This window comes from Bradyrhizobium sp. Unk1, from assembly GCF_059512345.1.
The window spans coordinates 25,892-48,297 of sequence record NZ_JCAMOP010000015.1 but is presented as its reverse complement, the minus strand read 5'-3'; the positions used below and the strand labels follow the sequence as shown (position 1 = coordinate 48,297).

23 protein-coding genes and 1 tRNA gene are annotated in these 22,406 nt (G+C 64.1%); 9 read left to right on the top strand and 15 right to left on the bottom strand.

Annotation, left to right across the window (positions count from 1 at the left end):
* Positions 1-31: 31 nt before the first annotated feature.
* A complete protein-coding gene (locus tag AC5ZFO_RS20410) occupies positions 32-2,077 on the bottom strand; it encodes an acetoacetate--CoA ligase (protein ID WP_496122427.1) in 2,046 nt (681 codons plus the stop codon).
* Between the two features lie 413 nt (positions 2,078-2,490).
* On the bottom strand, positions 2,491-2,718 hold the full coding sequence (locus AC5ZFO_RS20405) for a hypothetical protein (protein WP_282519068.1): 228 nt from the start codon (positions 2,716-2,718) through the stop codon (positions 2,491-2,493).
* A gap of 393 nt (positions 2,719-3,111) precedes the next feature.
* On the opposite strand from AC5ZFO_RS20405, the gene AC5ZFO_RS20400 reads away from it, so the two are divergent.
* Together AC5ZFO_RS20400 and AC5ZFO_RS20395 are read left to right on the top strand one after the other, a co-directional pair.
* A complete protein-coding gene (locus AC5ZFO_RS20400; RefSeq protein ID WP_085404720.1) occupies positions 3,112-4,197 on the top strand; it encodes an AI-2E family transporter in 1,086 nt (361 codons plus the stop codon).
* Between the two features lie 97 nt (positions 4,198-4,294).
* On the top strand, positions 4,295-4,687 hold the full coding sequence (locus AC5ZFO_RS20395) for an NUDIX hydrolase (protein WP_028152127.1): 393 nt from the start codon (positions 4,295-4,297) through the stop codon (positions 4,685-4,687).
* Between the two features lie 140 nt (positions 4,688-4,827).
* Here the strand turns inward: AC5ZFO_RS20395 and AC5ZFO_RS20390 are convergent, their stop codons facing one another.
* From AC5ZFO_RS20390 to AC5ZFO_RS20380, 3 genes are all read right to left on the bottom strand, one after another.
* Positions 4,828-5,070, bottom strand: a complete 243-nt coding sequence (locus tag AC5ZFO_RS20390) for a hypothetical protein (RefSeq protein WP_282519069.1) — start codon at positions 5,068-5,070, stop codon at positions 4,828-4,830.
* A 166-nt stretch (positions 5,071-5,236) separates the two neighbouring features.
* Entirely contained in the window at positions 5,237-5,479 is a 243-nt protein-coding gene (locus AC5ZFO_RS20385; protein ID WP_028152129.1) for a hypothetical protein, read from the bottom strand.
* A 672-nt stretch (positions 5,480-6,151) separates the two neighbouring features.
* A complete protein-coding gene (locus AC5ZFO_RS20380; RefSeq protein WP_167541702.1) occupies positions 6,152-6,322 on the bottom strand; it encodes a hypothetical protein in 171 nt (56 codons plus the stop codon).
* A gap of 218 nt (positions 6,323-6,540) precedes the next feature.
* Between AC5ZFO_RS20380 and AC5ZFO_RS20375 the strand changes: the two genes are divergently transcribed.
* Positions 6,541-6,909: a hypothetical protein gene (locus AC5ZFO_RS20375; RefSeq protein WP_282519070.1), complete on the top strand. Its 369-nt coding sequence runs from the start codon at positions 6,541-6,543 to the stop codon at positions 6,907-6,909.
* A gap of 87 nt (positions 6,910-6,996) precedes the next feature.
* Here the strand turns inward: AC5ZFO_RS20375 and AC5ZFO_RS20370 are convergent, their stop codons facing one another.
* Positions 6,997-7,167 carry a hypothetical protein gene (locus AC5ZFO_RS20370; RefSeq protein ID WP_496122426.1) on the bottom strand — a complete coding sequence of 57 codons (171 nt, stop codon included), beginning with the start codon at positions 7,165-7,167 and terminating at the stop codon, positions 6,997-6,999.
* Between the two features lie 274 nt (positions 7,168-7,441).
* Here AC5ZFO_RS20370 and AC5ZFO_RS20365 point away from each other — a divergent pair, with 274 nt between their 5' ends.
* Positions 7,442-8,110, top strand: a complete 669-nt coding sequence (locus tag AC5ZFO_RS20365) for a hypothetical protein (protein ID WP_282519071.1) — start codon at positions 7,442-7,444, stop codon at positions 8,108-8,110.
* A gap of 421 nt (positions 8,111-8,531) precedes the next feature.
* Here AC5ZFO_RS20365 and AC5ZFO_RS20360 read toward each other — a convergent pair whose 3' ends face one another.
* From AC5ZFO_RS20360 to AC5ZFO_RS20350, 3 genes are all read right to left on the bottom strand, one after another.
* Positions 8,532-8,690, bottom strand: coding sequence for a hypothetical protein (locus tag AC5ZFO_RS20360; protein WP_496122425.1), 159 nt, complete (start codon positions 8,688-8,690; stop codon positions 8,532-8,534).
* Between the two features lie 422 nt (positions 8,691-9,112).
* A complete protein-coding gene (locus AC5ZFO_RS20355) occupies positions 9,113-9,400 on the bottom strand; it encodes a hypothetical protein (protein ID WP_282519073.1) in 288 nt (95 codons plus the stop codon).
* Between the two features lie 185 nt (positions 9,401-9,585).
* Positions 9,586-9,858, bottom strand: a complete 273-nt coding sequence (locus AC5ZFO_RS20350; RefSeq protein WP_282519074.1) for a hypothetical protein — start codon at positions 9,856-9,858, stop codon at positions 9,586-9,588.
* Positions 9,859-10,293: 435 nt separating this feature from the next.
* Between AC5ZFO_RS20350 and AC5ZFO_RS20345 the strand changes: the two genes are divergently transcribed.
* Positions 10,294-10,530 carry a hypothetical protein gene (locus AC5ZFO_RS20345; RefSeq protein ID WP_404979721.1) on the top strand — a complete coding sequence of 79 codons (237 nt, stop codon included), beginning with the start codon at positions 10,294-10,296 and terminating at the stop codon, positions 10,528-10,530.
* A gap of 160 nt (positions 10,531-10,690) precedes the next feature.
* Here AC5ZFO_RS20345 and AC5ZFO_RS20340 read toward each other — a convergent pair.
* The 3 genes from AC5ZFO_RS20340 to AC5ZFO_RS20330 all read right to left on the bottom strand — a co-directional run bounded on the left by AC5ZFO_RS20340 (position 10,691) and on the right by AC5ZFO_RS20330 (position 14,576).
* A tRNA-Lys gene (locus AC5ZFO_RS20340) sits at positions 10,691-10,766 on the bottom strand.
* A 329-nt stretch (positions 10,767-11,095) separates the two neighbouring features.
* A complete protein-coding gene (locus tag AC5ZFO_RS20335) occupies positions 11,096-13,765 on the bottom strand; it encodes a glycosyltransferase (RefSeq protein WP_282519076.1) in 2,670 nt (889 codons plus the stop codon).
* Positions 13,766-13,979: 214 nt separating this feature from the next.
* Positions 13,980-14,576, bottom strand: coding sequence for a beta-1-3, beta-1-6-glucan biosynthesis protein (locus tag AC5ZFO_RS20330; protein ID WP_496122424.1), 597 nt, complete (start codon positions 14,574-14,576; stop codon positions 13,980-13,982).
* Between the two features lie 222 nt (positions 14,577-14,798).
* On the opposite strand from AC5ZFO_RS20330, the gene AC5ZFO_RS20325 reads away from it, so the two are divergent.
* Positions 14,799-16,463 (top strand): glycoside hydrolase family 17 protein, encoded by a 1,665-nt coding sequence (locus AC5ZFO_RS20325; protein WP_282519078.1) that lies wholly within the window; start codon positions 14,799-14,801, stop codon positions 16,461-16,463.
* On the opposite strand, the gene AC5ZFO_RS20320 is transcribed toward AC5ZFO_RS20325, so the two are convergent.
* Together AC5ZFO_RS20320 and AC5ZFO_RS20315 are read right to left on the bottom strand one after the other, a co-directional pair.
* On the bottom strand, positions 16,423-16,803 hold the full coding sequence (locus tag AC5ZFO_RS20320) for a hypothetical protein (protein ID WP_282519079.1): 381 nt from the start codon (positions 16,801-16,803) through the stop codon (positions 16,423-16,425). The two genes, AC5ZFO_RS20325 and AC5ZFO_RS20320, sit on opposite strands and share 41 nt — an antisense overlap.
* 198 nt (positions 16,804-17,001) lie before the next feature.
* Positions 17,002-18,372: a hypothetical protein gene (locus tag AC5ZFO_RS20315; RefSeq protein ID WP_282519080.1), complete on the bottom strand. Its 1,371-nt coding sequence runs from the start codon at positions 18,370-18,372 to the stop codon at positions 17,002-17,004.
* A gap of 171 nt (positions 18,373-18,543) precedes the next feature.
* On the opposite strand from AC5ZFO_RS20315, the gene glmU reads away from it, so the two are divergent.
* Both glmU and AC5ZFO_RS20305 read left to right on the top strand, forming a co-directional pair.
* The gene (glmU, locus tag AC5ZFO_RS20310; protein ID WP_282519081.1) at positions 18,544-19,911 is read left to right on the top strand and encodes a bifunctional UDP-N-acetylglucosamine diphosphorylase/glucosamine-1-phosphate N-acetyltransferase GlmU; all 1,368 of its coding nucleotides are present in this window, start codon (positions 18,544-18,546) and stop codon (positions 19,909-19,911) included.
* Between the two features lie 12 nt (positions 19,912-19,923).
* The gene (locus tag AC5ZFO_RS20305) at positions 19,924-20,109 is read left to right on the top strand and encodes a hypothetical protein (RefSeq protein ID WP_282519082.1); all 186 of its coding nucleotides are present in this window, start codon (positions 19,924-19,926) and stop codon (positions 20,107-20,109) included.
* Between the two features lie 9 nt (positions 20,110-20,118).
* On the opposite strand, the gene AC5ZFO_RS20300 is transcribed toward AC5ZFO_RS20305, so the two are convergent.
* The gene (locus AC5ZFO_RS20300) at positions 20,119-20,337 is read right to left on the bottom strand and encodes a hypothetical protein (RefSeq protein ID WP_282519083.1); all 219 of its coding nucleotides are present in this window, start codon (positions 20,335-20,337) and stop codon (positions 20,119-20,121) included.
* 219 nt (positions 20,338-20,556) lie between these two features.
* Here AC5ZFO_RS20300 and glmS point away from each other — a divergent pair, with 219 nt between their 5' ends.
* On the top strand, positions 20,557-22,383 hold the full coding sequence (gene glmS, locus AC5ZFO_RS20295; RefSeq protein WP_496122423.1) for a glutamine--fructose-6-phosphate transaminase (isomerizing): 1,827 nt from the start codon (positions 20,557-20,559) through the stop codon (positions 22,381-22,383).
* Positions 22,384-22,406 lie beyond the last annotated feature (23 nt).

Below are 22,406 nucleotides of genomic sequence, written 5' to 3'. Positions count from 1 at the left end.
TCCCTCCAATTTCGGCGGGGGTTGATCGAAGCTAAGGCGCGGTTCGGGCGAGATAGTCGCGGGCGAAGGCGAGATACCAGTCGAGGCAGGCGGGATTGGCCATCGCCTCCTTGTTGATGATTTTTTCGACGGGCTGGCCGAGCAGCAGCTTCTTGATCGGCAGCTCCTGCTTCTTGCCCGAGAGCGTGCGCGGGATCTCGGCGACGGCAAAGATCTCGTTCGGCAGGAATCGCCGGGACAGGCCGGCCTCGATCGCCTTGTTGATCCTGGCCTGCATCGCAGCGTCGAAGGCTGTGCCCTCGCGCAGCACCACGAACAGCGGCATGTAGCTGTCGCGGCCGAGATATTCGAGATCGACGACGAGGCTATCCAGCACCTCCGGCAGCGCTTCGATCGCGGAATAGAGCTCGCTCGTGCCCATGCGCAGGCCGTGCCGGTTGATGGTCGCATCGCTGCGGCCATAGATGATGCAGGAGCCGTCCGGATTGACCTTGAGCCAGTCACCGTGCCGCCACACCGGCCCGCGGCCGCTGCCGTCGAAATTGTCCGGATAGGTCTCGAAATAGCTGGCGCGATAGCGCGCATCGCCCTGGTCGTTCCAGAAACGGAGCGGCATCGAGGGCATCGGCTCGGTACAGACGAGCTCGCCGACCTCGTCGATGACGGCGCGGCCCTGCTCGCTGAAGGCTTCGACCGCCGCGCCGAGCAGGCGGCATTGCATCGCGCCCGGTGTCTGCGGCAGTTCGCGGTTGCCGCCGATGAAGGCGCCGGCAAAATCGGTGCCGCCGGAGATGTTCGCCCACCAGATGTCGGCCTGCGCCTTGCTGCCGTTGATTTTCGACAACGCCGCGAAGCGATCGTTGAACCAGGCTTGCGTATCGGCGCCGAGCGGCGAGCCGGTCGAGCCGAGGCAGCGCAGCCGCGACAGATCGCCGGCCGCTGTGAGATCGATCTCGGCCTTGGCGCAGTTGGCGAAGAATGCCGCGCCGGCGCCGAAGAAGGTCGCTTTCGACTGTGCCACGAACCGCCACAGCGTGGTCCAGTCCGGCTTGTCCTTGGTGCCGCCCGGGCTGCCGTCGAAGATGCAGCAGGTGGTGCCGCTGAGCAGGCCGCCGACCTGCGAATTCCACATGATCCAGCCGGTCGAAGAGTACCAGTGATAGCGCTCGCCGAACGAGTTCTCGTGGTAGGAGCAGCCGAGGTCGTTGTGCAGGCCCAGCAGCGCCAGCACCACGATGACGATGCCGCCATGGCCATGCACGATCGGTTTCGGCAGGCCGGTGGTGCCGCTGGAATAGACAATCCAGAGCGGATGATCGAACGGCAGCCAGGCCGGCTCGAACGCGTCGATCGCGGCGCCTGTCCTTGCGACGATGTCGGCGAGCAGGGCGTCCGGCGCTGCGGGCGCGGCCTCGCTGTGCAGGATGACGTGCTCGACCGTCGGCAGCGACCGCCGCAGCTCGGCGACGACGTCCTTGCGATCATGCCGGCGGCCGGCATAGGTGACGGCGTCGCAGGCGATCAGCACCTTCGGCTCGATCTGCTTGAAGCGGTCGATCACGGCGGGTGCAGCCATGTCGGGCGCGCAGACGCTCCAGACCGCGCCGATGCTGGCGCTCGCCAGAAACGCGATGATGGTTTCGGGGATGTTGGGCAGGTAGGCCGCGATCCGGTCGCCAGGCTTGATACCCCAGTCCTTGAGATGCAGTGCGAGCGCCGCCGCCTTGCGCCGCAGCTCCGGCCAGCTCGTTTCGTCGAGCTTGCCGTCCTCGCCGCTACTGACGATCGCGGGCAAGCCGGCGGCGTCGGCGGCCTCGACATGCCGGAACACCTGCCGCGCATAGTTGACCTGCGCGCCGGGAAACCACACCGCGCCCGGCATCTTGCGCTCGGTGATCACCGCCGCAAACGGCGTCGGCGATTGCAGATCGTAATAGTCCCAGATGCTGCGCCAGAAGCCGTCGAGATCGCGCACCGACCACTGCCGCATCTCCTCGTAATTCGCAAAGGAGAGGCCACGCTGCTCGGCGAGCCAGTTGCGGTAGAGGGCGATCTGGGGAACGAAGGGTGCGGTCATTGCGCGTCGGCTTCTGATGCGGGGAGAGCGAGTTTATCCGGTGTCGCGGCGTAGCAGAAGCCGCTCTCGATGGCCGGATGGCAGGCATGACGTCGCCTTCTCGCGGCGCATTTCGCCCGAGTCATGCGTCGTCCTTTTGCCCTCGTCGAAGCAAGGGCGCAGTAGAGGTGACCGGTGTTTTGCCCGACGGCAGCTACGGGTTGATCGTCTTCATGCAAACCGGCTCACTATTGGGGATGCTCTTGCATTTCCAATTTGAGCCGAAGCCTGTGGCTTGATTGGCGGATGGGAACCACACAAGCACGACAGCGGAAATGCAAATCAGGGCGAGCGCGAACAAGATTCCCATCGTCTCGGCCCGCGTCGGACATCTTCCAAGCCAACTTATTTTTCGTTTGTTGAGCTCCACTGGCCTACCAACCCACTCCCGCCCATCGTCTGCCGAACACCGGCGGCTTGGTCTTCACCGCCGACCAGCCGAAGAAGTGATGCTTCCCCGACCAGGTGTGCACCACGCCGCTGCAGATGCTGCACTTGAAGCTGCCGGTGTGGGCTTCGCTGTGCTCTTCCCGTGTCGCGGTGTAGTTCATGCTGCAACCCGCGCAGGTGAATTCTTCGGTCGTCCAGATGCTGTTGGCCATTGCACGTCAGTGTTCTTGGATGCGTTGTGGGAAGCGTAGGTGCGTGCCTTTGCAGCCGCGTAAACCGGCGCGCGGAAATCCGGTTAATTGTCGTTAGCCAACCCCTGCGTGCAGCCGGTCGGACCGGTCCTTGTCGTGGATCGCGCAAGTGTAGCGCCGAAAGCCGGGCGCTACGTTTGGCTCGGGCGCGTAGTGTATGCCGCGATGAATGCCGGTGCGGCGATCGGGCTCTTTGCGGCGGTGCGCCATCGCTTCCAAATGCGCATCGGGCCGAAACGTTCGCTGATCCGGGGGCCGTCGCGGGCCCGGTCGTCTTGACGCCGGATGCGCGGCTGGCAATAACGCTTTGCCGCGCAAGTGCCGGAACCCCGCGTCAATGCCGCAAGGAAAGGCGTGCCCGTGAAAAGTCTCCGTCAGCTCCTGACGGGAGAGGACATCATCCAGCTCCTGATCCGGGTCGGCCTGCTTGGCCTGCTGATCATCTGGACCTTCCTGATCATCCGCCCGTTCGTACCGATCCTGGCCTGGAGCGCCGTGCTCGCGGTCGCGTTCTATCCGGCCTTCAGCTGGGTCGCCAAGATCCTCGGCGGCCGCCCGAAGACCGCGGCCGCGATCCTCACCCTGATCACGCTCGGCATCGTCATTGGCCCGGCGACCTGGCTCGGCCTCAGCGCGGTGGACGGTGCGCGCGAACTGGCGAAGCAGCTCGGCACCGGCGATCTCGCGCTGCAGTCGGCGCCGGAGCAGCTCAAGTCGTGGCCGGTGGTCGGCCCTTGGCTCTTTGATCTCTGGGATCAGGCCTACAACAACATCCGTGCGGTGCTGCGCGAGGTCGCGCCCTATCTCCAGCCGCTGGCGGGACCCTTGTTGTCGCTTGCGGGCGATGCGAGCCTCGGCACGCTGCAGTTTCTGGTCTCGGTGTTCGTCGCCGGTTTCCTGTTTCCGCACGGGCCGCGGCTGGTTGCGGCCGGGCGCGGCTTCCTGTTTCGCATCGTGCCCGAGCAGAGCGAGCATTTTCTCGAGCTTGGGGGCGCCACCATCCGCGCCGTGGCGCAAGGCGTGATCGGCGTCGCCATCGTGCAGGCGCTGCTCGCCGGCATCGGCTTCAAGATGGCCGCCGTGCCGAGCGCCGGCCTGCTCGCCTTCATCGTGCTATTGCTGTCGATCGTGCAGATCGGCGCGTTCCTGGTGATCCTGCCGGTGATCATCTGGATCTGGACCGCCAAGGACGTCACCACGGCGCTGCTGCTCACCGTGTTTCTCGTCCTCGTCGGCTTCATCGACACCATGTTGAAGCCGCTGGTGATGGGGCGCGGCCTCACCACGCCGACCATCGTGATCTTCGTCGGCGTGATCGGCGGCACGCTCGCCCACGGCATCGTCGGCCTGTTCATCGGGCCGATCATCCTGTCGGTGGCCTGGGAGTTGATGATGGCCTGGATCAGGACCGAGGACCGGGCGGCGGCGAGCGAAAGCTGAGCTGCTCGCACGGGCTGTGGTCAAAGCGCCCCGCGAACTTGTCTATTCAACTAGACAAGTTACGATAGGGCGATTCTGTTTTCGATCTACGGCAGTAATGGCGAAGTCTTCCAAGCTGGTTGCCGCAAAACGCGGCAAGGTATTGTTGGTCAGACGGCGGTCGGACGGCCTGTGGATGTTCCCGGGCGGCCGCAAGCGTTCGCGCGAGTCCGACAAGGACTGCCTGCGGCGGGAGATCAAGGAGGAGCTGCCCAAGCTGAAGCTCGGCCGGATCAGCCTGTGGAAGGAAGTGACGGCCAGGAATAAGCGCTCCGGTCGCAAGATGAGCGACGCGATCTTCATCGCCAAGGGTGCCAAGGGCAGGCTCGAGATCGGCGACAAGAAGGAGATCGACCGCGCCGCCTGGCAGAAGCCGCGGGGCATCCGCCTGACGCCGACCTCGCGCTACATCCGCGATCGGCTGTTTCCGAGCAAGCCGCGGCGCCAGTGAGGAGGGGGGGCCGCGTCTTCGCGGCGCCTGTGCGACAAATCGCCCGCTGGTCCACAACACGAGCCCGAAATCGACAGATCATCGTGCGGTCAGGTCGGCCTACCGCGTCGTGGTCTGATCGAGACGGCCCCAGCCGGCTGCTATTGCTTGACCGCCAGCGTGTCCAGGCAATGGTTGAGATAGACGGTACGATCCCTGGGCAGCACCTTGTCGAGATCCGCCTTCAGCGCGCATTCGCGTTGCCGCATCTGCTCGGCCCGGCGCTTCTCGGCCGCCTCGCGATATTCGGGGGCAACCTTGTTGGGATCGACCAGCGCCTGCGAGCCGGCGGGAGCGGTCACGGCGAGCGCGATGGCGGCGATGATGATAATGTACTGCTTCAAATGAGCCTCCGTAAAAGGGCTCATGCTAGCGCGAGGGTAGCGGGGGCTCAAACGGCAAGTGCGGTGGGACGACCGATAGCGCAGCCTGCGTCCGAGAGGCTGTCGGTGGAGTCGGTTTTTCAGCGACCTGAAGTCGGCCAAGCGAAGTCGGCCAAGTGAAGTCCATTCACTTCGACGCGTGGTCGATCTTGTGCCCGAGATGCCCGGTGTCGTGATCGCGACGCAATTGGCTCAGCGAGGTCTCGTTTAATTGATGCAAGACCTCGCTGAGCGGCGTCGCATCGGGATAACCGGCCGCAAATGCCTTTCCGTAGATCTTCCGCAACGTACCGACCAGCGTGTTGCCATGCTTCTTGCTGATCGCGCCATCCTTGTCCCGATGGCGGCCGTCCAGGCCCGGTTCCTTCATGTGGTTCTCCCCGTGCGGCGTCTTGAGCGCCTGGAGAGAGCGTGCTCCCAAACGAATTGGTTGGCAACGGTGCGGCGCGCGGGAGTTGAGCGGCGGTTCGCTTCATCGCGAGAGCGTCGCGTTCGCGCTTCGCTCTCCTAGCTGTGAAGCCGCGTCAGATCGCGGTGGGACGGTCGGCGTACTACATGAGCGGAAGCGGACTCAATTGGAGCCGATACGATGCGTCTTGTTTTGGCCCTGGGCCTCTTGATCGTCTTGTGCACGTCTGCAGACGCCGCGCACCACGCGCGTGCGCACAATCCTGCGACACGCCATCCTCCGGTCGATCGTTTCGGCACGGAAGTGAATCCTCGCGTGCGCTTCGCGGTCCCCGGCTGGAGCGATGAAGCAACGGCGCGCTGGCTCAATAATGCCTCGTCCAACGTCGGCCGAGGCGGATAGCTATACCCGGACGCGGTACGCGAAGATCGGCGGAGCCGTGTGAACCAGTTCACACTCGCGCTTCGAGACCGGTGCTATGAAGCCCTCATTGCTTTTACCGATTGATATTTTGAAAACGCCCCAGCGCTCCCTACCAGGCGCTGGGGTTTTCATTTCGATCACGGCCACCGCTCGCGAAGCGTGATCGGACCGGGCGGATGATTTCTGAAAAGTGCCGAGGGGCGGGCGCGACTAAGCGGCTTGCTCCTCAAACGAGGTGTAGACCTGCCCAGCCGGATCGACGATCTGAACGTCCCAGCACCCGTCTTCGACGAGCTCTCTGGCCTTCTTGAGGGCGGCCGCGAGTGACAGCCGCTTGAGGCTGACGACGCCTGCCGTGTCGAAACCGCTGATTTCAAACATGCCGTTCCTCCGGTTTTCCTGAGTCTTACACCTTTCGAGGGCGTTGTCTCCCGGCTTTTGTGGCAAGGCCCTTGGAACTGCAGGCAGCTGCAGTGTCCACTGCAGCGCGGTGGCCGCCATCGTGCCATCGGCCGACCCTGATGGTCGTTAGCGCTCCCGCCTCGTTCAGGCGTCATTCAGAGGGACTGTCTATCTTGCTGCCTTGGAGGACCGCTTCGATGTTGATCACCACTATTGCGACAATCCTTGCCCTTCACGGCGGTGCGACGGCGCCTGCCGCAGCTGTCGAACGCCCGCTCGAGGTGCAGTATCGCGGCGTGCCGAGGCATCCGCCGCCGTGCGGCGATCACTGGGATCAGAGCGCCCGCGACGGGATGTGCTATCCCAACGGCTATCTCCGTCCGGAAGACCAGGCGGCGCTGCAGGGGTACTATCAGGGCCCGCGGCCTTACTATGGAATGCGCCGGCGTCCGGTGCCATGCGGCCACGGCGCTGACGTCGATATCCGCGACGGTGCCTGCTACCCCAACGGCACGGTTCCACTACAATTCCAGGACCGGCCAGAGAATTACTATCGGCGGTACTGAGAGACGGGCCGTCAGGCGCGAGGCCAAGTTTGCTCTCGATCGGCGTGCTCTTGATGAGCTAGCCGCGGAGCCGGCCCAGCACCACGACTAGGCAGCCTGCTCCTCAAACGAGGTGTGTACGCGTCCCGTTGGATCGACGATCTGAACGTCCCAGCACCCGTCTTCGACAAGCTCTCTGGCCTTCTTGAGGGCGGCCGCGAGTGACAGCCGCTTGTGGCTGACGACGCCTGCCGTGTCGAAACCGCTGATTTCAAACATGCCGTTCCTCCGGTTCTCGTGAATCTTACACCTTTCGGGGGCCTTGTCTCTCGGCTTTGTCGTGCTGCGAAGCAGGCTGCCGCGTGACTTATTCCGTCGCTTCGCCCCCCGTATTCGGCCGGGGTGGCTGGGGCCTGCCAGGCGGCCACGTCGCTAACCTGGAATTAATCCAAAATGCCCACAATTTTAGGCAGTTGTAGGTGGGTGCTGCGTAGAGGAGCCGTCGCGAGGACGTTCCGGCGTCGGCTTCCTTTTGCTCGCTCATTTGAGGTCAATGGACATGACCACGACATCCGAGGCGCAAGGCCTCGTCGAACAACTCGACCCCGCGGCGCTCGCGCTCGCAGTCGCAGCACTCGAACCCGCAGCCCCGGAAGCTCCAGCACCGACCAAGCGGTCCAGCCGGAAATCGGTCCTGGCACTGTCGGTGTGTGCCTTGGCCATCAACGGCGCGGCGGCGATCTATACATGGCCGGCTGATTTTCCATCGCCGAATCTCAGCAGTCTGGCTGAACTGCTTCCGCGCCGGGAAGCCTCCGCGCCAAAATCGGATCCGGTTGTCGCCGCCTTGAAGGACATTCAGTCGGCCCAGCAGCAACACACGGCTTCGCTGCAGGAGAGCAACCACGCCTTGCAGCAAAATGCAGCTCTGCTGCAGCAGGATTCAATGGTGCTGTTGTCGCTGCGCCAAAGCATCACGGACGAACGGGTCGATGTGAGGAAGATATCTTCGCAGCTGTCCACGCTCATCGCGAAAGTCGATACGCTGCAAAATGCGATGATGTCGGACGTCACGTCCTCGATCCGAAAAGCGAATGCGCGCTATGGACTGTCGGCAGCGATGCGGAAGCGGATGGTTCGGCAGTCGAAATCCGTAGGGCCGGTTTCAGTTGGAGGAGCGCCGCTGAGTGTGCCGGCTGCAGTGGCGGCTCCGGAAAGCTGAAGACAGGTCAGGTGAATCACCTGACACTACTGGCTCTCGAGCTCACGCTGGCCGGTCGTCTTGTCACGCCAGGCAGGACACGATGGCAAGCACGACGTCGGCGCCCAGGTCCCCTGAGTACATCGTGAAAAGGACGCCAGCGCCAAGAACAACAGCAAAAACCTTGAGAATAATCATTTCGATATCCCCTCGTGGGTGAGGGCACACTGGACCCGGATTGTTTCCTGAGTGCTTCGCGTAATGCGGTGAACGGTTTCATTCACCGAGGCGTTATCCGTGAAGGGCCGCTCGACTTAGACGCCGCAACAGGGGCTGCTGCGCCCCGATGCATTTTCGAGATCAAGCCCGGGGGGCATCGCAATCGAACTGGCGCGCGCCAACGGTGACTTCAAAACTCTCTCGCAAGAGCGAGCGCAAGGTCTCAGTTGCTCCGTTCCGACCTCCAGCCGGTTTCCCGATGTGAAATGGTGGCGGTGATATCGACGTCTCTGCCGGCGGACTGGCGCCAGGCAGCCACGCCGAAACACACCGCCAGCGTCAACGTCGTCAGCAATAGCAGCACCGACAGAAACTGGCTCACGCACACCCCCGGCAAGATCACGCGCGAAGGCGCGCACATCTGGTTGATTCGGAAAATGCAGTCCGACTGACCTAGGGTGCGTTTTCCCCAAGGTTGCAAACCGGGGGACGAACACTCCCTAGCCTCTGAGCCGCCGCGACTCAGGAGCCGGCTCCGCACGCACCAGGCTTCTGCGCTTCACAAGAATTGGCCGGCTATTGCCGTCGCCACGGCATAAGCTTTGGCTGGATGCTCGATGGCAGCCTCGCGGCCGTCGCTCTATGATAGAGGCGATTGTTGGAGGCGGTGACTTTACAGCGCTGTAGATCCCGTCCGACCGACCAAATTGGAATCGCAGCCCTAGATCTCGCGATGGAATTAGCTGGCAACGCAGCGAAGCGCTGACCCGCCGGCTCACGCTGGCGGCTCCCCTTTAGAATTCGCTAGTTGGGGGGGCTGCCGCTCTTGGCCTTGGACGAATGTTTCACTACCGGTTTGGCCGGCGTGGCCGGCTTCTTCGCTTCGTCGCCGCGGGCAGTTCCCCACGGATCGACTGCCTTCTGGTTGGGAACATTGCCGAGGGAGCGTTGATAGGCGCGCTCGGCCCGAATGTCGTCCGCCTTCTCGGCCTCCGTCTTGTCCTTGGACTCGCCGTACATTGGAACATGGTCCTCTGCCAATGCGGTCTGTGCGATCAGGGCAAACATGACAGCGGCGGCGATTTTGCGCATCGAGAAACTCCCGGTTCTGCGACTAGCATAACATCGCGCCGATTGCGGCATCAATGCATCGGAGTGTCGTCCGGCAGCGGCTTATGACGCATCGCCGCCGGTTGAAGCGGTAGAGATAAGCCCGCCGGCTCACAAGGTCGGGGGATCTCCGCGGGGCAGGCTAGTCATCATCCGCCGACGAGCCGTTAGTTCGCTAGTTGAGCGCGCGCCTGTTTGACATTGCGTGAGACGACACGATCGTAGACCGATAAAGCGGCATCGGTCGCTAACTCAACCATTTCTCGATAAGCGGCGTCGTTCGTTTGAGTGAAGCTTTCGCGGATTGCTCTGGCAAGCTGTTCGTCCGAAACGGCGTCTCCCGGGGCCGCTCGTCCGGTGAGTCGGCTATACAGATTCAAGCGATACACGTCGGCGGCGATTTGCCAGGCCCAATCCTCCAGTCCCAGTTGTTGAACCACCCGGTCGACCCCTTGCTCTACGCGCAGAAAAATTGGGGTAGTCGACGCTGGGCATAGAAAAAACTAACTCAGGTTAGAAAAAAACCTGCCCTACAAATTCAGGTGGAAGCCGCCGCTCGAGGCGCGCGCCGGTTCCGGCACCAACAAATACGCCGCCGGGCTCTAATACATTGTCCCGGCGGCGGTGTTCATTTCCAGCCCCGAGATGGGAACTAACAAAAACCTCGGATACAGATTTTACGCGCGAAACCTGGGAAGGTTTCAGGCTGCCGGTTCACGCTGGCGGGCCTTGGCAGGCCCTGCAAACTCCTGTTGATGTGGTCGAGGAAGCTGTCACATTACTTTGACGTACAGGTGCCAATTTGGAAGGCGCTGGGATTTCAGAGCCCAGACCGGAATACGCGGCGAACGCTGCCAAGCGAATATATTCCGCTTGTGCAGCGTTCAGTATCCTCTCAATTTCGGGAGTTCGGCGTGTTTGATGCTGAAATGACTGCGCTGCTCAGGGCGGTGCTCGATGAAGTTTGCGAAAATATTCCTGTAAGCGAGACGGGCGCCAGAGCGTACGTTGCTTCGAAGCTGCTCGATGCCGCGGCACATGGGCAGCTCTCAACCGACGCGTTGAAAGCGGCAGGTCGCGAGGCCTTGAACCCACCAACGATGTGGCGCTGATTATCCGCTCCACATCACTCGATCACATCGTATTCGAAGGCGACGCCCTCCCGGTCGTTCTCCTCAAACCATCGTTCCGCGGCGCCCACCGTTGCCAACACAGTGCCCACACAAGGCTTTTTAAGCCGGGTCTATATTCTCGTTAAGTCTTTGAGTTTGATGGTGAGCGCGCTGGGGCTCGAACCCAGGACCCCGTGATTAAAAGTCACGTGCTCTACCGGCTGAGCTACGCGCTCCCATGGCCGCTGATGGCTTTCGAGAATCGATCGCCATCGTCTTCGGACATTCGAGAAGCATGTCTTGCCGCTGCCTCAACTGGCGTCGCGGGGAAAAACCGGCTGTTTCCGGATCATGCTTTCGGCCCGCGCTGTGTAGGGGGAGTGGCTGCGGAGGTCAATAGCGCGGGTGGCGGCCGAAACTCCTGGCAGAGGCTGGGATTCGCTCGCGGTTTCCGCCGCTTAGGCCGGAATTTTCAACCCGATTGGCGGCCCGCTATCCACGCCGAACAGCGCTGGTGGCTTGCCGGCGCGGAGGTTTCACCCGCGCCGCGAGGCCGTTCGTCCCGTCAGTTCGCCTCCCGGCGTACCTCGCTCGGCACCGGTTGCGGCGTGCCGGCGGGGGTCGGCAACGCAACCGGGCGCAGGCCGATCAGCTCGGCGGTGCGGATCGCGCTGTCGCGCCAGAACTGGAACGAGTTGATGCGGCTGAGCTCGAGGATCGCGATCGCGACCGCGGCCAGGAACGGCAGGCTTTGCAGCACCAAGACGCCGGCGAAGATGTAGATCTCGGTGATCTGGCGATAGCTGTTGGAGGCGATCAGCACCCCGGCGCCGATCACCAGCAGCGTGCCAATCACAGCCTCCCAGAATGCCTGGAACTCGATCGACATCCTGGACAGGCCGCCCTTGGAGGTGCGCGCGAACGCGATGTGCTCGGTGATCAACCCCTGCGCGACCGCGCGCGACACCGTCCATTGCACGCTCATCGCCGCGATCATCGCGCCCATCATCTGGCCGGGTTTGATCGCGACGCGCGCGCGGTACATCGACAGGAAGTGCGCGAGCGAGACGATGAAGGCGCCGATGATCGGCAGGGTCAGGATCTTGTCGGGGATGGCGATGTCGGCGAAGGCGACGATCGGGACCCAGACGAGGTTGAGCAGCGCCACCACCACGCCGAGGCTCTCGGCGCCGAGCCAGTTCAGCCAGCCCAAGCCATATTCGCGCTTCTGGTCGGGCGTCAGCCGGCTGCGGCCGGGCAGGAAGTGCCGCCAGTGCTTCTTCACGATCTGGAGGCCGCCATAGGCCCAGCGGTGACGCTGCTTCTTGAAGGCCTCGTAGGTGTCGGGGAGCAGGCCCTGGCCGTAGCGGTGATTGGTGTAGTGGGTGGTCCAGCCGAGCTGCTGGATCGCAAGGCCGAGATCTGAGTCCTCGCAGATCGTGTCGGATGACCAGCCGCCGGCCATGTCCATCGCGGCGCGGCGGATCAGGCACATCGTGCCGTGCACGATGATGGCGTTGGCCTCGTTGCGCTGGACCATGCCGATGTCGAAGAAGCCGGCATATTCGCCGTTCATGATGTAGTGCATGATCGACAGGTCGCCGTCGCGATGCTCCTGCGGCGCCTGCACGAGGCCGACGCGCGGGTCGGCGAAAGCAGGCACGAGGTCCTTCAGCCAGTCGGGATCGACGACATAGTCGGCATCGAGGATGCCGATGATCTCGGCATCGACGGCGGTGCGGTCCATCGCGATCCGCAGGGCGCCGGCCTTGAAGCCCTGCACCTTCTCGGCGTTGATGAACTTGAAGCGTTCACCGAGGGCGCGGCAATGGTCCTGGATCGGCTGCCAGAACGCGGGATCGGGCGTGTTGTTGATGATGACGACGCATTCGTAGTTCGGATAGTTCAGCCGCGACAGCGCATCGAGCGTCTGCTTCAGCATCTCGACCGGCTCGAAATAGGCCGGGATGTGGATCGAGACCTTCGGGTAGTAATTCTCGGGAACGTTCTCGACCGGCTTGCCCTTGGAGAGCAGCCGCTGCGGCGGCCGGCCCAAGGCCACCGCCGCGATCTCGTCGACGCGCGCCATCGCGATGAGGACAAGGGGAACAAGCAGGATCATGCCGAGCGTGAGCGCGAAGGCCGACCCGAAGATGAAATAGTGCCCGTTCCAGAATGCGAACACGGTCGCGGCCCAGGCACCGACGCCGTTGGCGGTCGCCGACAGCAGGAACGCCTGCCTGGCGGTCGGCTGCTCCAGCCGCAGGATCGGCAGCGACAGGAGGATGCCGACCAGCAGCGCAATTCCCATCAGCTTCCAGTAGTCGGGATTCTCGACCGGGCCGGTCCAGGCGAATTTCGGCTCGCGGCTGGCGTTGAGGATGCCCCAGTACGGGCCGACGCCGCCTTCGAAGAACTTCCAAGGCTGATCGATGGCTTCGACGATGTTGTATTCCATGCCGATGGCTTCGGCGCGGCTGACGAAGTTGCGCAGGGTCAGCGCCTGCTGGAACGGGCCGGGGTCGGCGTTGCGCAGATTGTAGCCCTGGCTCGGCCAGCCGAATTCGGCGATCACGATGCGCTTGCCGGGGAACAGGTTGCGCAGCAAATTGTAGCGGTCGACGGCCTGGTCGACCGCCTGGTCCGAGCGGAAGTTTTCCCAGTAGGGCAGCACGTGGGCGGCGATGAAGTCGACGTTGGAGGCAAGGTCGGGATTGTCGCGCCAGATGTTCCAGATCTCGCCGGTCGTGACGGGCACGCGGACCGAGCCCTTGACCTTCTTGATCATGTCGATGAGGTCTTCGACCTTCTGCTCGCCGCGGTAGATCACCTCGTTGCCGACCACGACGCCGACGACGTTGCTGTTCTTGCGGGCGAGCTCGATGGCGGCCTTGATCTCGCGCTCGTTGCGATCCTTGTCCTTGTCGATCCAGGCGCCGACGGTGACCTTGAGGCCGAACTCGGCCGCGATCGGCGGCACCAGCTCGACGCCGCCGGTCGACGAATAGAGACGGATCGCGCGCGTCATCGTCGACAGCGTCTTCAGGTCGGCGCGGATTTTCTCGACGGTGGGGATGTTGTCGATGTCGGGGTGGGCCGCGCCTTCGAACGGGGCGTAGGAGACGCTGGGCAAGAGGCCCTTGAAGTCGGGCGCGGGTTCCTTGTCCCGCATGACTCCCCAGATGCCGGCGTGAAGCACGGACACAAGCAACAGAACGGCGGCGACAACGCGCATCGCGGCTAAACCAAAAGGGGCTGAGGTGGCAGGGAAGCGGATCCGACCCCGAGATCCGACCGAGTCCGCGGCAAATGGAGCATACCTCTGCCGCGCGGTTTCACAACTGTCACGGCCTCATGACCGTATGAGGGCATGACAGTTTCGGAATGTGCGGCAGTGCCAACCGCTTCTATTGCCGATCGTTCCTGAACGGCGGCTGAAACGATCGCGGCTATTTCTGGGGCGCCGGTGTCGGGCTTACCGCAGGCGCGGGGCTCGCGGCCGGCTGAGGGGCCTGCGAATTGCCCGTGGTTGGCGCCGCCGGCTGGGACGCGCTGGCTGACGCCTGCTGCGGCTGGGATGCCGGGTTGATCCAGCAGGCGTGCACGCGGCTGTCCAGGGTCTCGGCGACCTTGGGATCGATCTGGCCGCCAAAGCGGGTCAGGCAGCGGAAGGCGGCCTGGATGTGGCCGCCGGGGCAGCCGAAGCGGTCGTAGAGGTCGAGATGGCGGAACGCGGTATCGAGGTCGTCGCGCCACATCAGCCGCACCACGCGCCGGCCGAGCCAGACGCATTCGGGGTTGCCGGCCGGGCCGTTGATGACCTGGGCTGCTTCGGCGAACTCGTCGGTGCGGCGCTGGTTCTGGGCGGCGTCCCTGGCGGCGGCATCGGCGGGCTGGGCGGCTGCCTTGCCCTGGTCCGGGGCGGGCGTGCCGCTCTGGGCGGAGGCGCCACCGAGGCCGACCAACACGACCAGGGAGGAGACGGCCAAGGTGGCGGCGAACTGCCGCAGGACCGCATTTCGTAACTCGAACACCCGTTGCCGCATGAATTCCCCAATATATCAGCTGACCGCCCGCGCCAGGACCTCGCGGACTCGCCGGTGATGGCGTCCAAATGGGTCCCCAATGCGGCGGCAAAGTCCTGCCGAGTCCATGACCTGAATTTGAAATTTTGTCCAGCAAAGTCACGATCCTAGGCCCCTGTCGAACGGCCGCAGGTAAATTCCTCGGGGGAGGGAAGGATCCATCACGGACACACCCCTTGGCAGATGGCGCGTGAGCAGGTAATCGACGGCACCTCGCGGAGGACGGAACCGATTTCTCTTCGTACGCCACTGGCGCTTCTGCTCGTTTCACTGGGTGCGATTGCTGCCGTGTGGTGGTGGCTGGCCACGCCAATCACGCTCGCGCGCGCCCCGATCGACCCGGCCGACAAGGTCCAATGCGTCTCCTATGCGCCGTTCCGCGGGGAACAGTCGCCGCTGAACGCGTGGACCCATATCGAGGCCGACCAGATCGAGCAGGATTTGCGCCAGCTCAAGGAGATCACCGACTGCGTCCGCACCTATTCGATGGAGAACGGGCTCGACCAGGTGCCGGCGATCGCCGCCAAGGTCGGCGGGCTGAAGGTGCTCCAGGGCATCTGGCTCTCCAGCAACCGCGCCAAGAATTTTGAGCAGGCCGCGCTCGCCGTCCGCCTTTCCAAGGAATTTCCCGGAATCATCACCAGCGTCATCGTCGGCAACGAGGTGCTGCTGCGCGGCGAGATGACGACGGCGGACCTCGTCTCCATCATCCGCTCGGTGAAGGCGCAGGTCAGCGTGCCCGTCACCTATGCCGACGTCTGGGAGTTCTGGCTCAGGAATCGCGAGGTCTATGAGGCCGTCGACTTCGTCACGATCCACATCCTGCCTTATTGGGAGGATGTTCCGGTGAAGGCGAAGTTCGCAGCGAGCCATGTCGAGGCGATCCGCGAGCGCATGGCGGTCGCGTTCCCCGGCAAGGAGATCCTGATCGGCGAAACCGGCTGGCCCAGCGAAGGGCGCATGCGCGAGGGCGCGCTGCCGTCGCGCGCCAACCAGGCGCGCGTCGTCTCGGAAATCCTGGGCCTGGCGAAATCGAACAAGTTTCGCGTCAATCTGATCGAGTCCTATGACCAGCCTTGGAAGCGCAAGCTGGAAGGCACCGTCGGCGGCTATTGGGGCCTGTATGACTCGGTGCGCCGGAACCTGAAATATCCGCCGGGCCAGCCGATCAGCAATTTCCCGTACTGGAAATGGTACATGGGCGCCGGCATGGGCCTCTGCGTGCTGGTGTTCGCGGTCGCCGGCCTCACGCTGCGCAGGCGGCCGTGGACGCCGCGCTTCTCGGCCTGGCTCGGCGTCGCGATCTCGGCGACGTCAGCGGGCATCCTGCTCGGGATCGGCGCCGACAAGATGTATTATGAGAGCTACGGCATCGGCGGCTGGCTGCACTGGGGCGCGCTGCTTCTGGCCGGCATCCTGTCGCCGATCTTCTGCGCGCAGGCAATGGTGATCGGCCGCAGCCTTCCGACCTTCCTCGATCTGCTCGGTCCACGCGAGGGCCGCAAATGGTCGAAGCTCACCGCCGTGCTTGGCCTGACGCTGGCGGTGACCGCGGTGATCGCGGCGCAGACCGCGCTCGCCTTCGTGTTCGACCCGCGCTACCACGACTTTCCCTACGCCGCGCTGACGATGGCGGTGGTGCCGTTCGCGGTGCTGATGCTGAACCGGCCGCAGATCGGCCAGCGTCCGATCGCGGAATCGGTGTTCGCGGGCCTGCTCACGCTGGCGGCCGCCTATGTGCTGTTCAACGAGGGCCGCGAGAACTGGCAGTCGCTGTGGACCTGCGCGATCTATCTGCTGTTCGCGTTCACGCTGTGGCGGGCGCGGGCCGAGCAAATCCAAGAATGAACAGGCCGATCGCAAGGCCCGACAGCACGACATTGTAGAGCACGATGCCGAGGCCGGCGGCGACGATGCCGACGGTCAGCAGCACGATCGACGGCCGCATCAGGTTCAGCGTCGCAGCCACCAGCGCGACGATGCCGAACACCGAATTCTTGAACAGCACCGTCGATACCGTGCGCGCCTTGCAGATCAGCGTCTGCAAGCCAGCGTCACAGGCGAGCCCGACGGTCGAGTTCTCGATGCCGAGATAGCGCAAATAGATCGCATAGCCGACGGACAAGAAGCCGACGACGATCAGGAACTGCACCTGGTAGGGTGTGAGGCGGAAGGGCTTTTTTGTCATGGGCGCAATATGGTCGGGATGAGGGGAGGGGGCAACAGGGGAGGTGGATATTTCTGATCGCTTGCGCCGTTCGGCGAGTCATTGCTCGACGGCCATTGACGCCCCAATTTGATGAGAGGCCGCAGTGAGCTCATGGGCCGCGCAACAAGAGGGTGCGCAACGAAGATCCGCGGGTAATGATTTAACTCGTGCGCGTTCCTACCGCCTGAAGAACGACGACAGCGTCGATCCCGCCGAGGCCGTCTCCGGCTTCGCCGGTGCGGCCGGCGGCTGAGGCGCGGGGGCAGGCGCGGGCTCCTCGCGCTTCGACGAGCGCTTTGATGAGTAGCTGCGGCGGCGCTTCTCCGGTTTGGCGGCAGGAGCGGGCGCCGGCGCAGTCTCGGCTTGCGGCGCCGCGTCCTGGTTCTTCTCGGAGTTCTTCTCCTGAACCCGGTCCTGAGTCTTCTCTTGTCCCTTCTCCGATCCGCCGCGCATCGACAGGCGCTGGCCGTCGAACACGGTGGTCTCGCAATGGCGGTCGTTCTCGGCAAGGCCGGCGCAGAGCTTTGCGGCGGCCGCGGCATTGATCAGCGGGCCGGCGCCGAGACGGAGCTGCATGCCGAGGCCGGCATTGCCTTCCTTGATCATGATGATCGGCCGCAGCGCCGCGATCTCGGGATTGGATTTGCTCAGGCCGCGCCAGAGCGCGCGCAGGCCGTCGAGCGAGTTGGCGCCGCCCAGCTCGATGGCGAAGCGCGTCTGCTGGACCGCGATTGCAGGGGCCTCGCTCTCGGCCGTCTCCGGCGGCTTGGCTGGCGCCGCGGCAACCTCGGTCGGGGCGGGCGTCTGTTCGGGCTTCTTCTCGGCGGCCTTCTCCGTCGTCTCGGGCTGCGTCAGCTTCGATGCGGCGGGATCGGGTGGCGCCATGATCGACTTGGATGGCACCAGCGGAAGCATGGGAAGTGCCGACGTCGTCAGCGGTGACTGCGACACCAGCGAGGCCATGGCGGCGTTCTGCGGCGGCGGGATCAACTGGTCCTTTGCTGCCTCCTTCAGGGCGTCTTTTGCAGGCTCCTTCGCCTGGTCCTTCGCGGCCGCCGCGCGCGGCTTGTCACTTGAGGGAGCCGGCGTCGAGGCGACCGGCGCGACGCTCGGCGCCGCGGGCTGGACGTCGGGCGTTGGCGCGTCCTGCGGCTTCGCGCTCTGCTTGGCGATGGCGCCGGTGACGGAATCCATCCCTTGCTCGAGCACGGTGACGCGCGAATAGAGCCGGTCACGATCGGTGTTCAGCGTCTCGATGGCGGAGGCGAGGCGGCGGCCCTCATTCTGGCTCTCCTTGGTCAGCATCTGGAGCCGGTCGGCCTGGCGCGACAGATCGGCCGACGCAACCTGGTCACGGCGCCAGCCGAGCTGGGCCTGATTGGCCAGCACGGCCAGCACGACAGCGCCGACGGCGGCCACGCCCCACGAGCCCAGCCGCCACATCATGCTGCGGTCGACCGCGCTTTCCTCGGCCAGAAGTCCGGAGAACAGCCCGCCGGTCTCCTTGGTCCCGAAGGCATCCGCCAGTGGGTCGGAATCCTTTGCCATGAACGTTAAGTGCCCAGCCCCGAACAGCTTCCCCGAATCAATCAAGGAACATTAACAGGAAAACCCCGTCGCACTTGAATTCCGGGCGTTCGCGGGGGTAGCAAGGCGACAGCTCAAGACGGCATCGGCCTGCCGCCGCCCATTGATTCGGCCGCATTTGACAGGATTTCGATGACCGCCCGTTCCAGCCTCACGATCGTGCTCGCCGCCGGCGAAGGCACGCGCATGCGATCGAACCTGCCGAAAGTGCTGCATCCGGTCGCCCACCAGAGCCTGCTCGCGCACGTGCTCGCCGCCACACCGAAGGGAACCGGCACCTCGCTCGCCGTCGTGATCGGCCCCGACCATCAGGCGGTCGCGGACGAGGCGAAGCGCATCCGTCCCGATGCGCTCACCTTCGTGCAGGCAGAACGGATCGGCACCGCGCATGCGGTGCTGGCGGCGCGCGAGGCGATTGCGCGGGGCGCGGACGATCTGCTGATTGCCTTCGGCGACACGTCGCTGATCTCGGCCGAGACCTTTGAGCGGCTGCGCGCGCCGCTCGCGAAGGGCGCAGCAATCGCCGCACTCGGCTTTCGCGCCGCCGATCCCACCGGCTATGGCCGCTTCATCGTCGAGGGCGACCGTCTGGTCGCGATCCGCGAGCATGCCGATGCCAGCGCGGAAGAGCGCAAGATCGATCTGTGCAATGCCGGCCTGATGGCGATCGACGGGCACCGTGCACTCGCGATCCTCGACAGGATCGGCAATGCGAATTCGAAGGGCGAATATTATCTGACCGACGCGGTCGGCGTCGTTCGTGAACAGGGATGGGAGGCCGTCGTGATCGAGACCAGCGAGGACGAGGTGCGCGGCATCAACACCAAGGCGCAGCTCGCGGAGGCCGAAAGCGTGATGCAGGCGCGCTTGCGCAAAGCGGCGATGGAAGCAGGCGTCACGCTGATCGCGCCCGAGACCGTTTATCTGTCCGCCGACACCGTGTTCGGCAATGACGTCACCATCGAGCCGTTCGTGGTGATCGGTCCGGGCGTGTCGATCGCCGACGGCACGGTGATCCATTCCTTCTCGCATATCGTGCAGACCACGCTCGGCAAGAACGTCTCGATCGGCCCCTATGCGCGGCTGCGACCCGGCACCTCGCTCGGCGATGGCGCGCGCATCGGCAATTTCGTCGAGACCAAGGCCGCGACGCTGGAGGCCGGCGTCAAGGTCAACCATCTCTCGTACATCGGAGACGCCACCGTCGGTGCCAATTCCAACATCGGCGCCGGCACCATCACCTGCAACTACGACGGCTTCAAGAAGCACAAGACGATCATAGGGCAGGGTGCCTTCGTGGGCACCAACTCCTCTCTCGTCGCGCCCGTGAAGATCGGCAACGGCGCCTATATCGGCTCGGGCTCGGTGATCACGCGCGATGTGCCCGACGACGCCATGGCGCTGGAGCGCAACCAGCAGACCATCAGGGAAGGCGGCGCGGCGCGCTATCGCGAGATGAAGACGGGCGGCAAGAAAGTCGAAAAGAAGCCGGAGAACTGAGCGCCAACTGCCGTGTCCTCTCGCTTTGTTCGCGATCTCTTCAGTTTTCTGATCGAGACATGCGTCACGGGGATGGGGCGACGGCTGCTGTGGGAGATGAACGAGTACGATCCGCCCGAGATTGTGGCCCTCGTCATCGGGCTGGCGTTCTGGGCGCTCCTCATTTTCCTCGTCTGGGCCGTGATGCTGGGGTGGTAAGGCGCGCCGCTATTCGTCGTCGGAGAATTCCGAGAAGATCGCGCGCGTCAGGCGCCAGCCGCGCGGCTTGGCGCGTTTTGCAGGTTCTCCGGCTGCGTGCTTGACGAAGACGGGCTTGCTTTCCTTGCCGCGCTGGGGCGGCGGCCAATGCGCAAGGTGCGTGCCAGTGGTCTCGCTGGCGTGGGCATACATCGATGACAGGCCTTTGCGGCCGGACGGGCTTTTCATGACCTTACTCCATGGCCGGGAATCGTTGGTCAAACTCATTGACAACAAGTTAATTCGCGCGGTTTAAGGCCGGCCAATTCGACGCAGTCGAAATCGGAAGCGAACCGGCGCTGTCTCAATCAGCAATAATTATTGAGTATCTGGTTCCTTAGGAACTTCGCTAAAGACCGAGCGGGTCGTTTAGGCGATTTTTCGACGATTTGGGGGATATTGATCCGCATGTGCGGGATTGTCGGCATTCTCGGGCGCTCGCCGGTTGCAGAGCAATTGGTGGATTCGCTCAAACGTCTTGAATATCGCGGCTACGACTCCGCGGGCGTCGCCACGCTCGAAGGCAAGCATCTCGCGCGCCGCCGCGCCGAGGGCAAGCTGAAGAACCTGGAGAAGCGTCTCGAGGCCGAGCCGCTCAAAGGCACGACCGGCATCGGTCACACTCGCTGGGCCACCCACGGCAAGCCGACCGTCAACAACGCCCATCCGCACGCGACCGAACGCGTTGCCGTGGTCCACAACGGCATCATCGAGAATTTCCGCGAGCTGCGCGAAGAGCTCGAGAAAAAGGGCACGGTGTTCCACACCGAGACCGACACCGAGATCGTGCTGCATCTCGTGGACGATCTGCTCACGCGCGGCAACAAGCCCGTGGAAGCGGTGAAGCTGACGCTGGCCCGGCTGCGCGGCGCCTTCGCGCTCGGCTTCATCTTCGCCGGTGACGACGACCTCATGATCGGCGCCCGCAACGGCCCGCCGCTCGCGATCGGATATGGCGACGGCGAGATGTATCTCGGCTCCGACGCCATCGCGCTCGGCCCGTTCACCGATACGATCAGCTATCTCGAAGATGGCGACTGGGTCGTGCTGACGCGCAAGGGCGCCACGGTCTTCGACAAGGACGGCCACGCCGTCCAGCGCGAGAAGATCAAGCACGCCGCCTCGACCTCGCTGGTCGACAAGGCCAATTACCGCCACTTCATGGCGAAGGAAATCCACGAGCAGCCGGAAGTCGTCGGCCACACGCTGGCGCGCTATGTCGACATGGCGACCGAGCGCGTCTCGCTGCCGGTCAAGCTGCCGTTCGACTTCAAGAGCATCCAGCGCATCAACATCACCGCCTGCGGCACCGCGAGCTACGCCGGCTTCGTCGCGAAATACTGGTTTGAACGCTTTGCGCGCGTGCCGGTCGAGGTCGATGTCGCCTCCGAATTCCGCTACCGCGAGGCGCCCTTGCGCAAGGGCGATCTCGCCATCTTCATCTCGCAATCGGGCGAGACCGCCGACACGCTGGCCGCGCTGCGTTATGCCAAGGCCGAGGGCGTGCACACGGTGGCCGTTGTCAACGTGCCGACCTCGACGATCGCGCGCGAGAGCGAGACCGTGCTGCAGACGCTGGCCGGTCCCGAGATCGGCGTCGCCTCGACCAAGGCCTTCACCTGCCAGCTCATGGTGCTGGCAAATCTTGCGATCGCTGCCGGCAAGGCCCGCGGCGAATTGTCCGACGAGGACGAGACCAAGCTCGTTCACGGCCTCGTCGAGATCCCGCGCCTGATGTCGGACGCGCTCACCACCGAGCTCCAGATCGAGAAGCTCGCGCGTGAGATCGCCAAATCGCGCGACGTGCTCTATCTCGGCCGCGGCACCAGCTTCCCGCTCGCGCTCGAAGGCGCGCTCAAGCTGAAGGAGATCTCCTATATCCATGCCGAGGGCTATGCCGCCGGCGAGCTGAAGCACGGGCCGATCGCGCTGATCGACGAGACCATGCCGGTCGTCGTCATCGCGCCCTATGACCGCGTGTTCGAAAAGACCGTCTCCAACATGCAGGAGGTTGCCGCCCGCGGCGGCAGGATCATCCTGATGACGGACGCAAAGGGCGCGGAGGAGGCGACCGTCGAGTCCCTCGTCACCATCGTCTTGCCCGACATGGCGGCCGCGTTCACGCCGATGGTCTATGCCGTCCCCGTGCAGCTGCTCGCCTATCATACGGCGGTCATCATGGGCACCGACGTCGACCAGCCGCGCAACCTCGCGAAATCGGTGACCGTGGAATAGGCAGAAGGGATCAGGCCGGGACG

What these genes read in the sequence shown, in the direction of transcription:
- AC5ZFO_RS20410 (WP_496122427.1), bottom strand. Translation starts at nt 2,077, where the DNA reads ATGACCGCACCCTTCGTTCCCCAGATCGCCCTCTACCGCAACTGGCTC.
- AC5ZFO_RS20405 (WP_282519068.1), bottom strand. Translation starts at nt 2,718, where the DNA reads ATGGCCAACAGCATCTGGACGACCGAAGAATTCACCTGCGCGGGTTGC.
- AC5ZFO_RS20395 (WP_028152127.1), top strand. Translation starts at nt 4,295, where the DNA reads ATGGCGAAGTCTTCCAAGCTGGTTGCCGCAAAACGCGGCAAGGTATTG.
- AC5ZFO_RS20385 (WP_028152129.1), bottom strand. Translation starts at nt 5,479, where the DNA reads ATGAAGGAACCGGGCCTGGACGGCCGCCATCGGGACAAGGATGGCGCG.
- AC5ZFO_RS20380 (WP_167541702.1), bottom strand. Translation starts at nt 6,322, where the DNA reads ATGTTTGAAATCAGCGGTTTCGACACGGCAGGCGTCGTCAGCCTCAAG.
- AC5ZFO_RS20375 (WP_282519070.1), top strand. Translation starts at nt 6,541, where the DNA reads ATGTTGATCACCACTATTGCGACAATCCTTGCCCTTCACGGCGGTGCG.
- AC5ZFO_RS20370 (WP_496122426.1), bottom strand. Translation starts at nt 7,167, where the DNA reads ATGTTTGAAATCAGCGGTTTCGACACGGCAGGCGTCGTCAGCCACAAG.
- AC5ZFO_RS20365 (WP_282519071.1), top strand. Translation starts at nt 7,442, where the DNA reads ATGGACATGACCACGACATCCGAGGCGCAAGGCCTCGTCGAACAACTC.
- AC5ZFO_RS20355 (WP_282519073.1), bottom strand. Translation starts at nt 9,400, where the DNA reads ATGCGCAAAATCGCCGCCGCTGTCATGTTTGCCCTGATCGCACAGACC.
- AC5ZFO_RS20335 (WP_282519076.1), bottom strand. Translation starts at nt 13,765, where the DNA reads ATGCGCGTTGTCGCCGCCGTTCTGTTGCTTGTGTCCGTGCTTCACGCC.
- AC5ZFO_RS20330 (WP_496122424.1), bottom strand. Translation starts at nt 14,576, where the DNA reads ATGCGGCAACGGGTGTTCGAGTTACGAAATGCGGTCCTGCGGCAGTTC.
- AC5ZFO_RS20325 (WP_282519078.1), top strand. Translation starts at nt 14,799, where the DNA reads ATGGCGCGTGAGCAGGTAATCGACGGCACCTCGCGGAGGACGGAACCG.
- AC5ZFO_RS20320 (WP_282519079.1), bottom strand. Translation starts at nt 16,803, where the DNA reads ATGACAAAAAAGCCCTTCCGCCTCACACCCTACCAGGTGCAGTTCCTG.
- AC5ZFO_RS20315 (WP_282519080.1), bottom strand. Translation starts at nt 18,372, where the DNA reads ATGGCAAAGGATTCCGACCCACTGGCGGATGCCTTCGGGACCAAGGAG.
- glmU (WP_282519081.1), top strand. Translation starts at nt 18,544, where the DNA reads ATGACCGCCCGTTCCAGCCTCACGATCGTGCTCGCCGCCGGCGAAGGC.
- AC5ZFO_RS20300 (WP_282519083.1), bottom strand. Translation starts at nt 20,337, where the DNA reads ATGAAAAGCCCGTCCGGCCGCAAAGGCCTGTCATCGATGTATGCCCAC.
- glmS (WP_496122423.1), top strand. Translation starts at nt 20,557, where the DNA reads ATGTGCGGGATTGTCGGCATTCTCGGGCGCTCGCCGGTTGCAGAGCAA.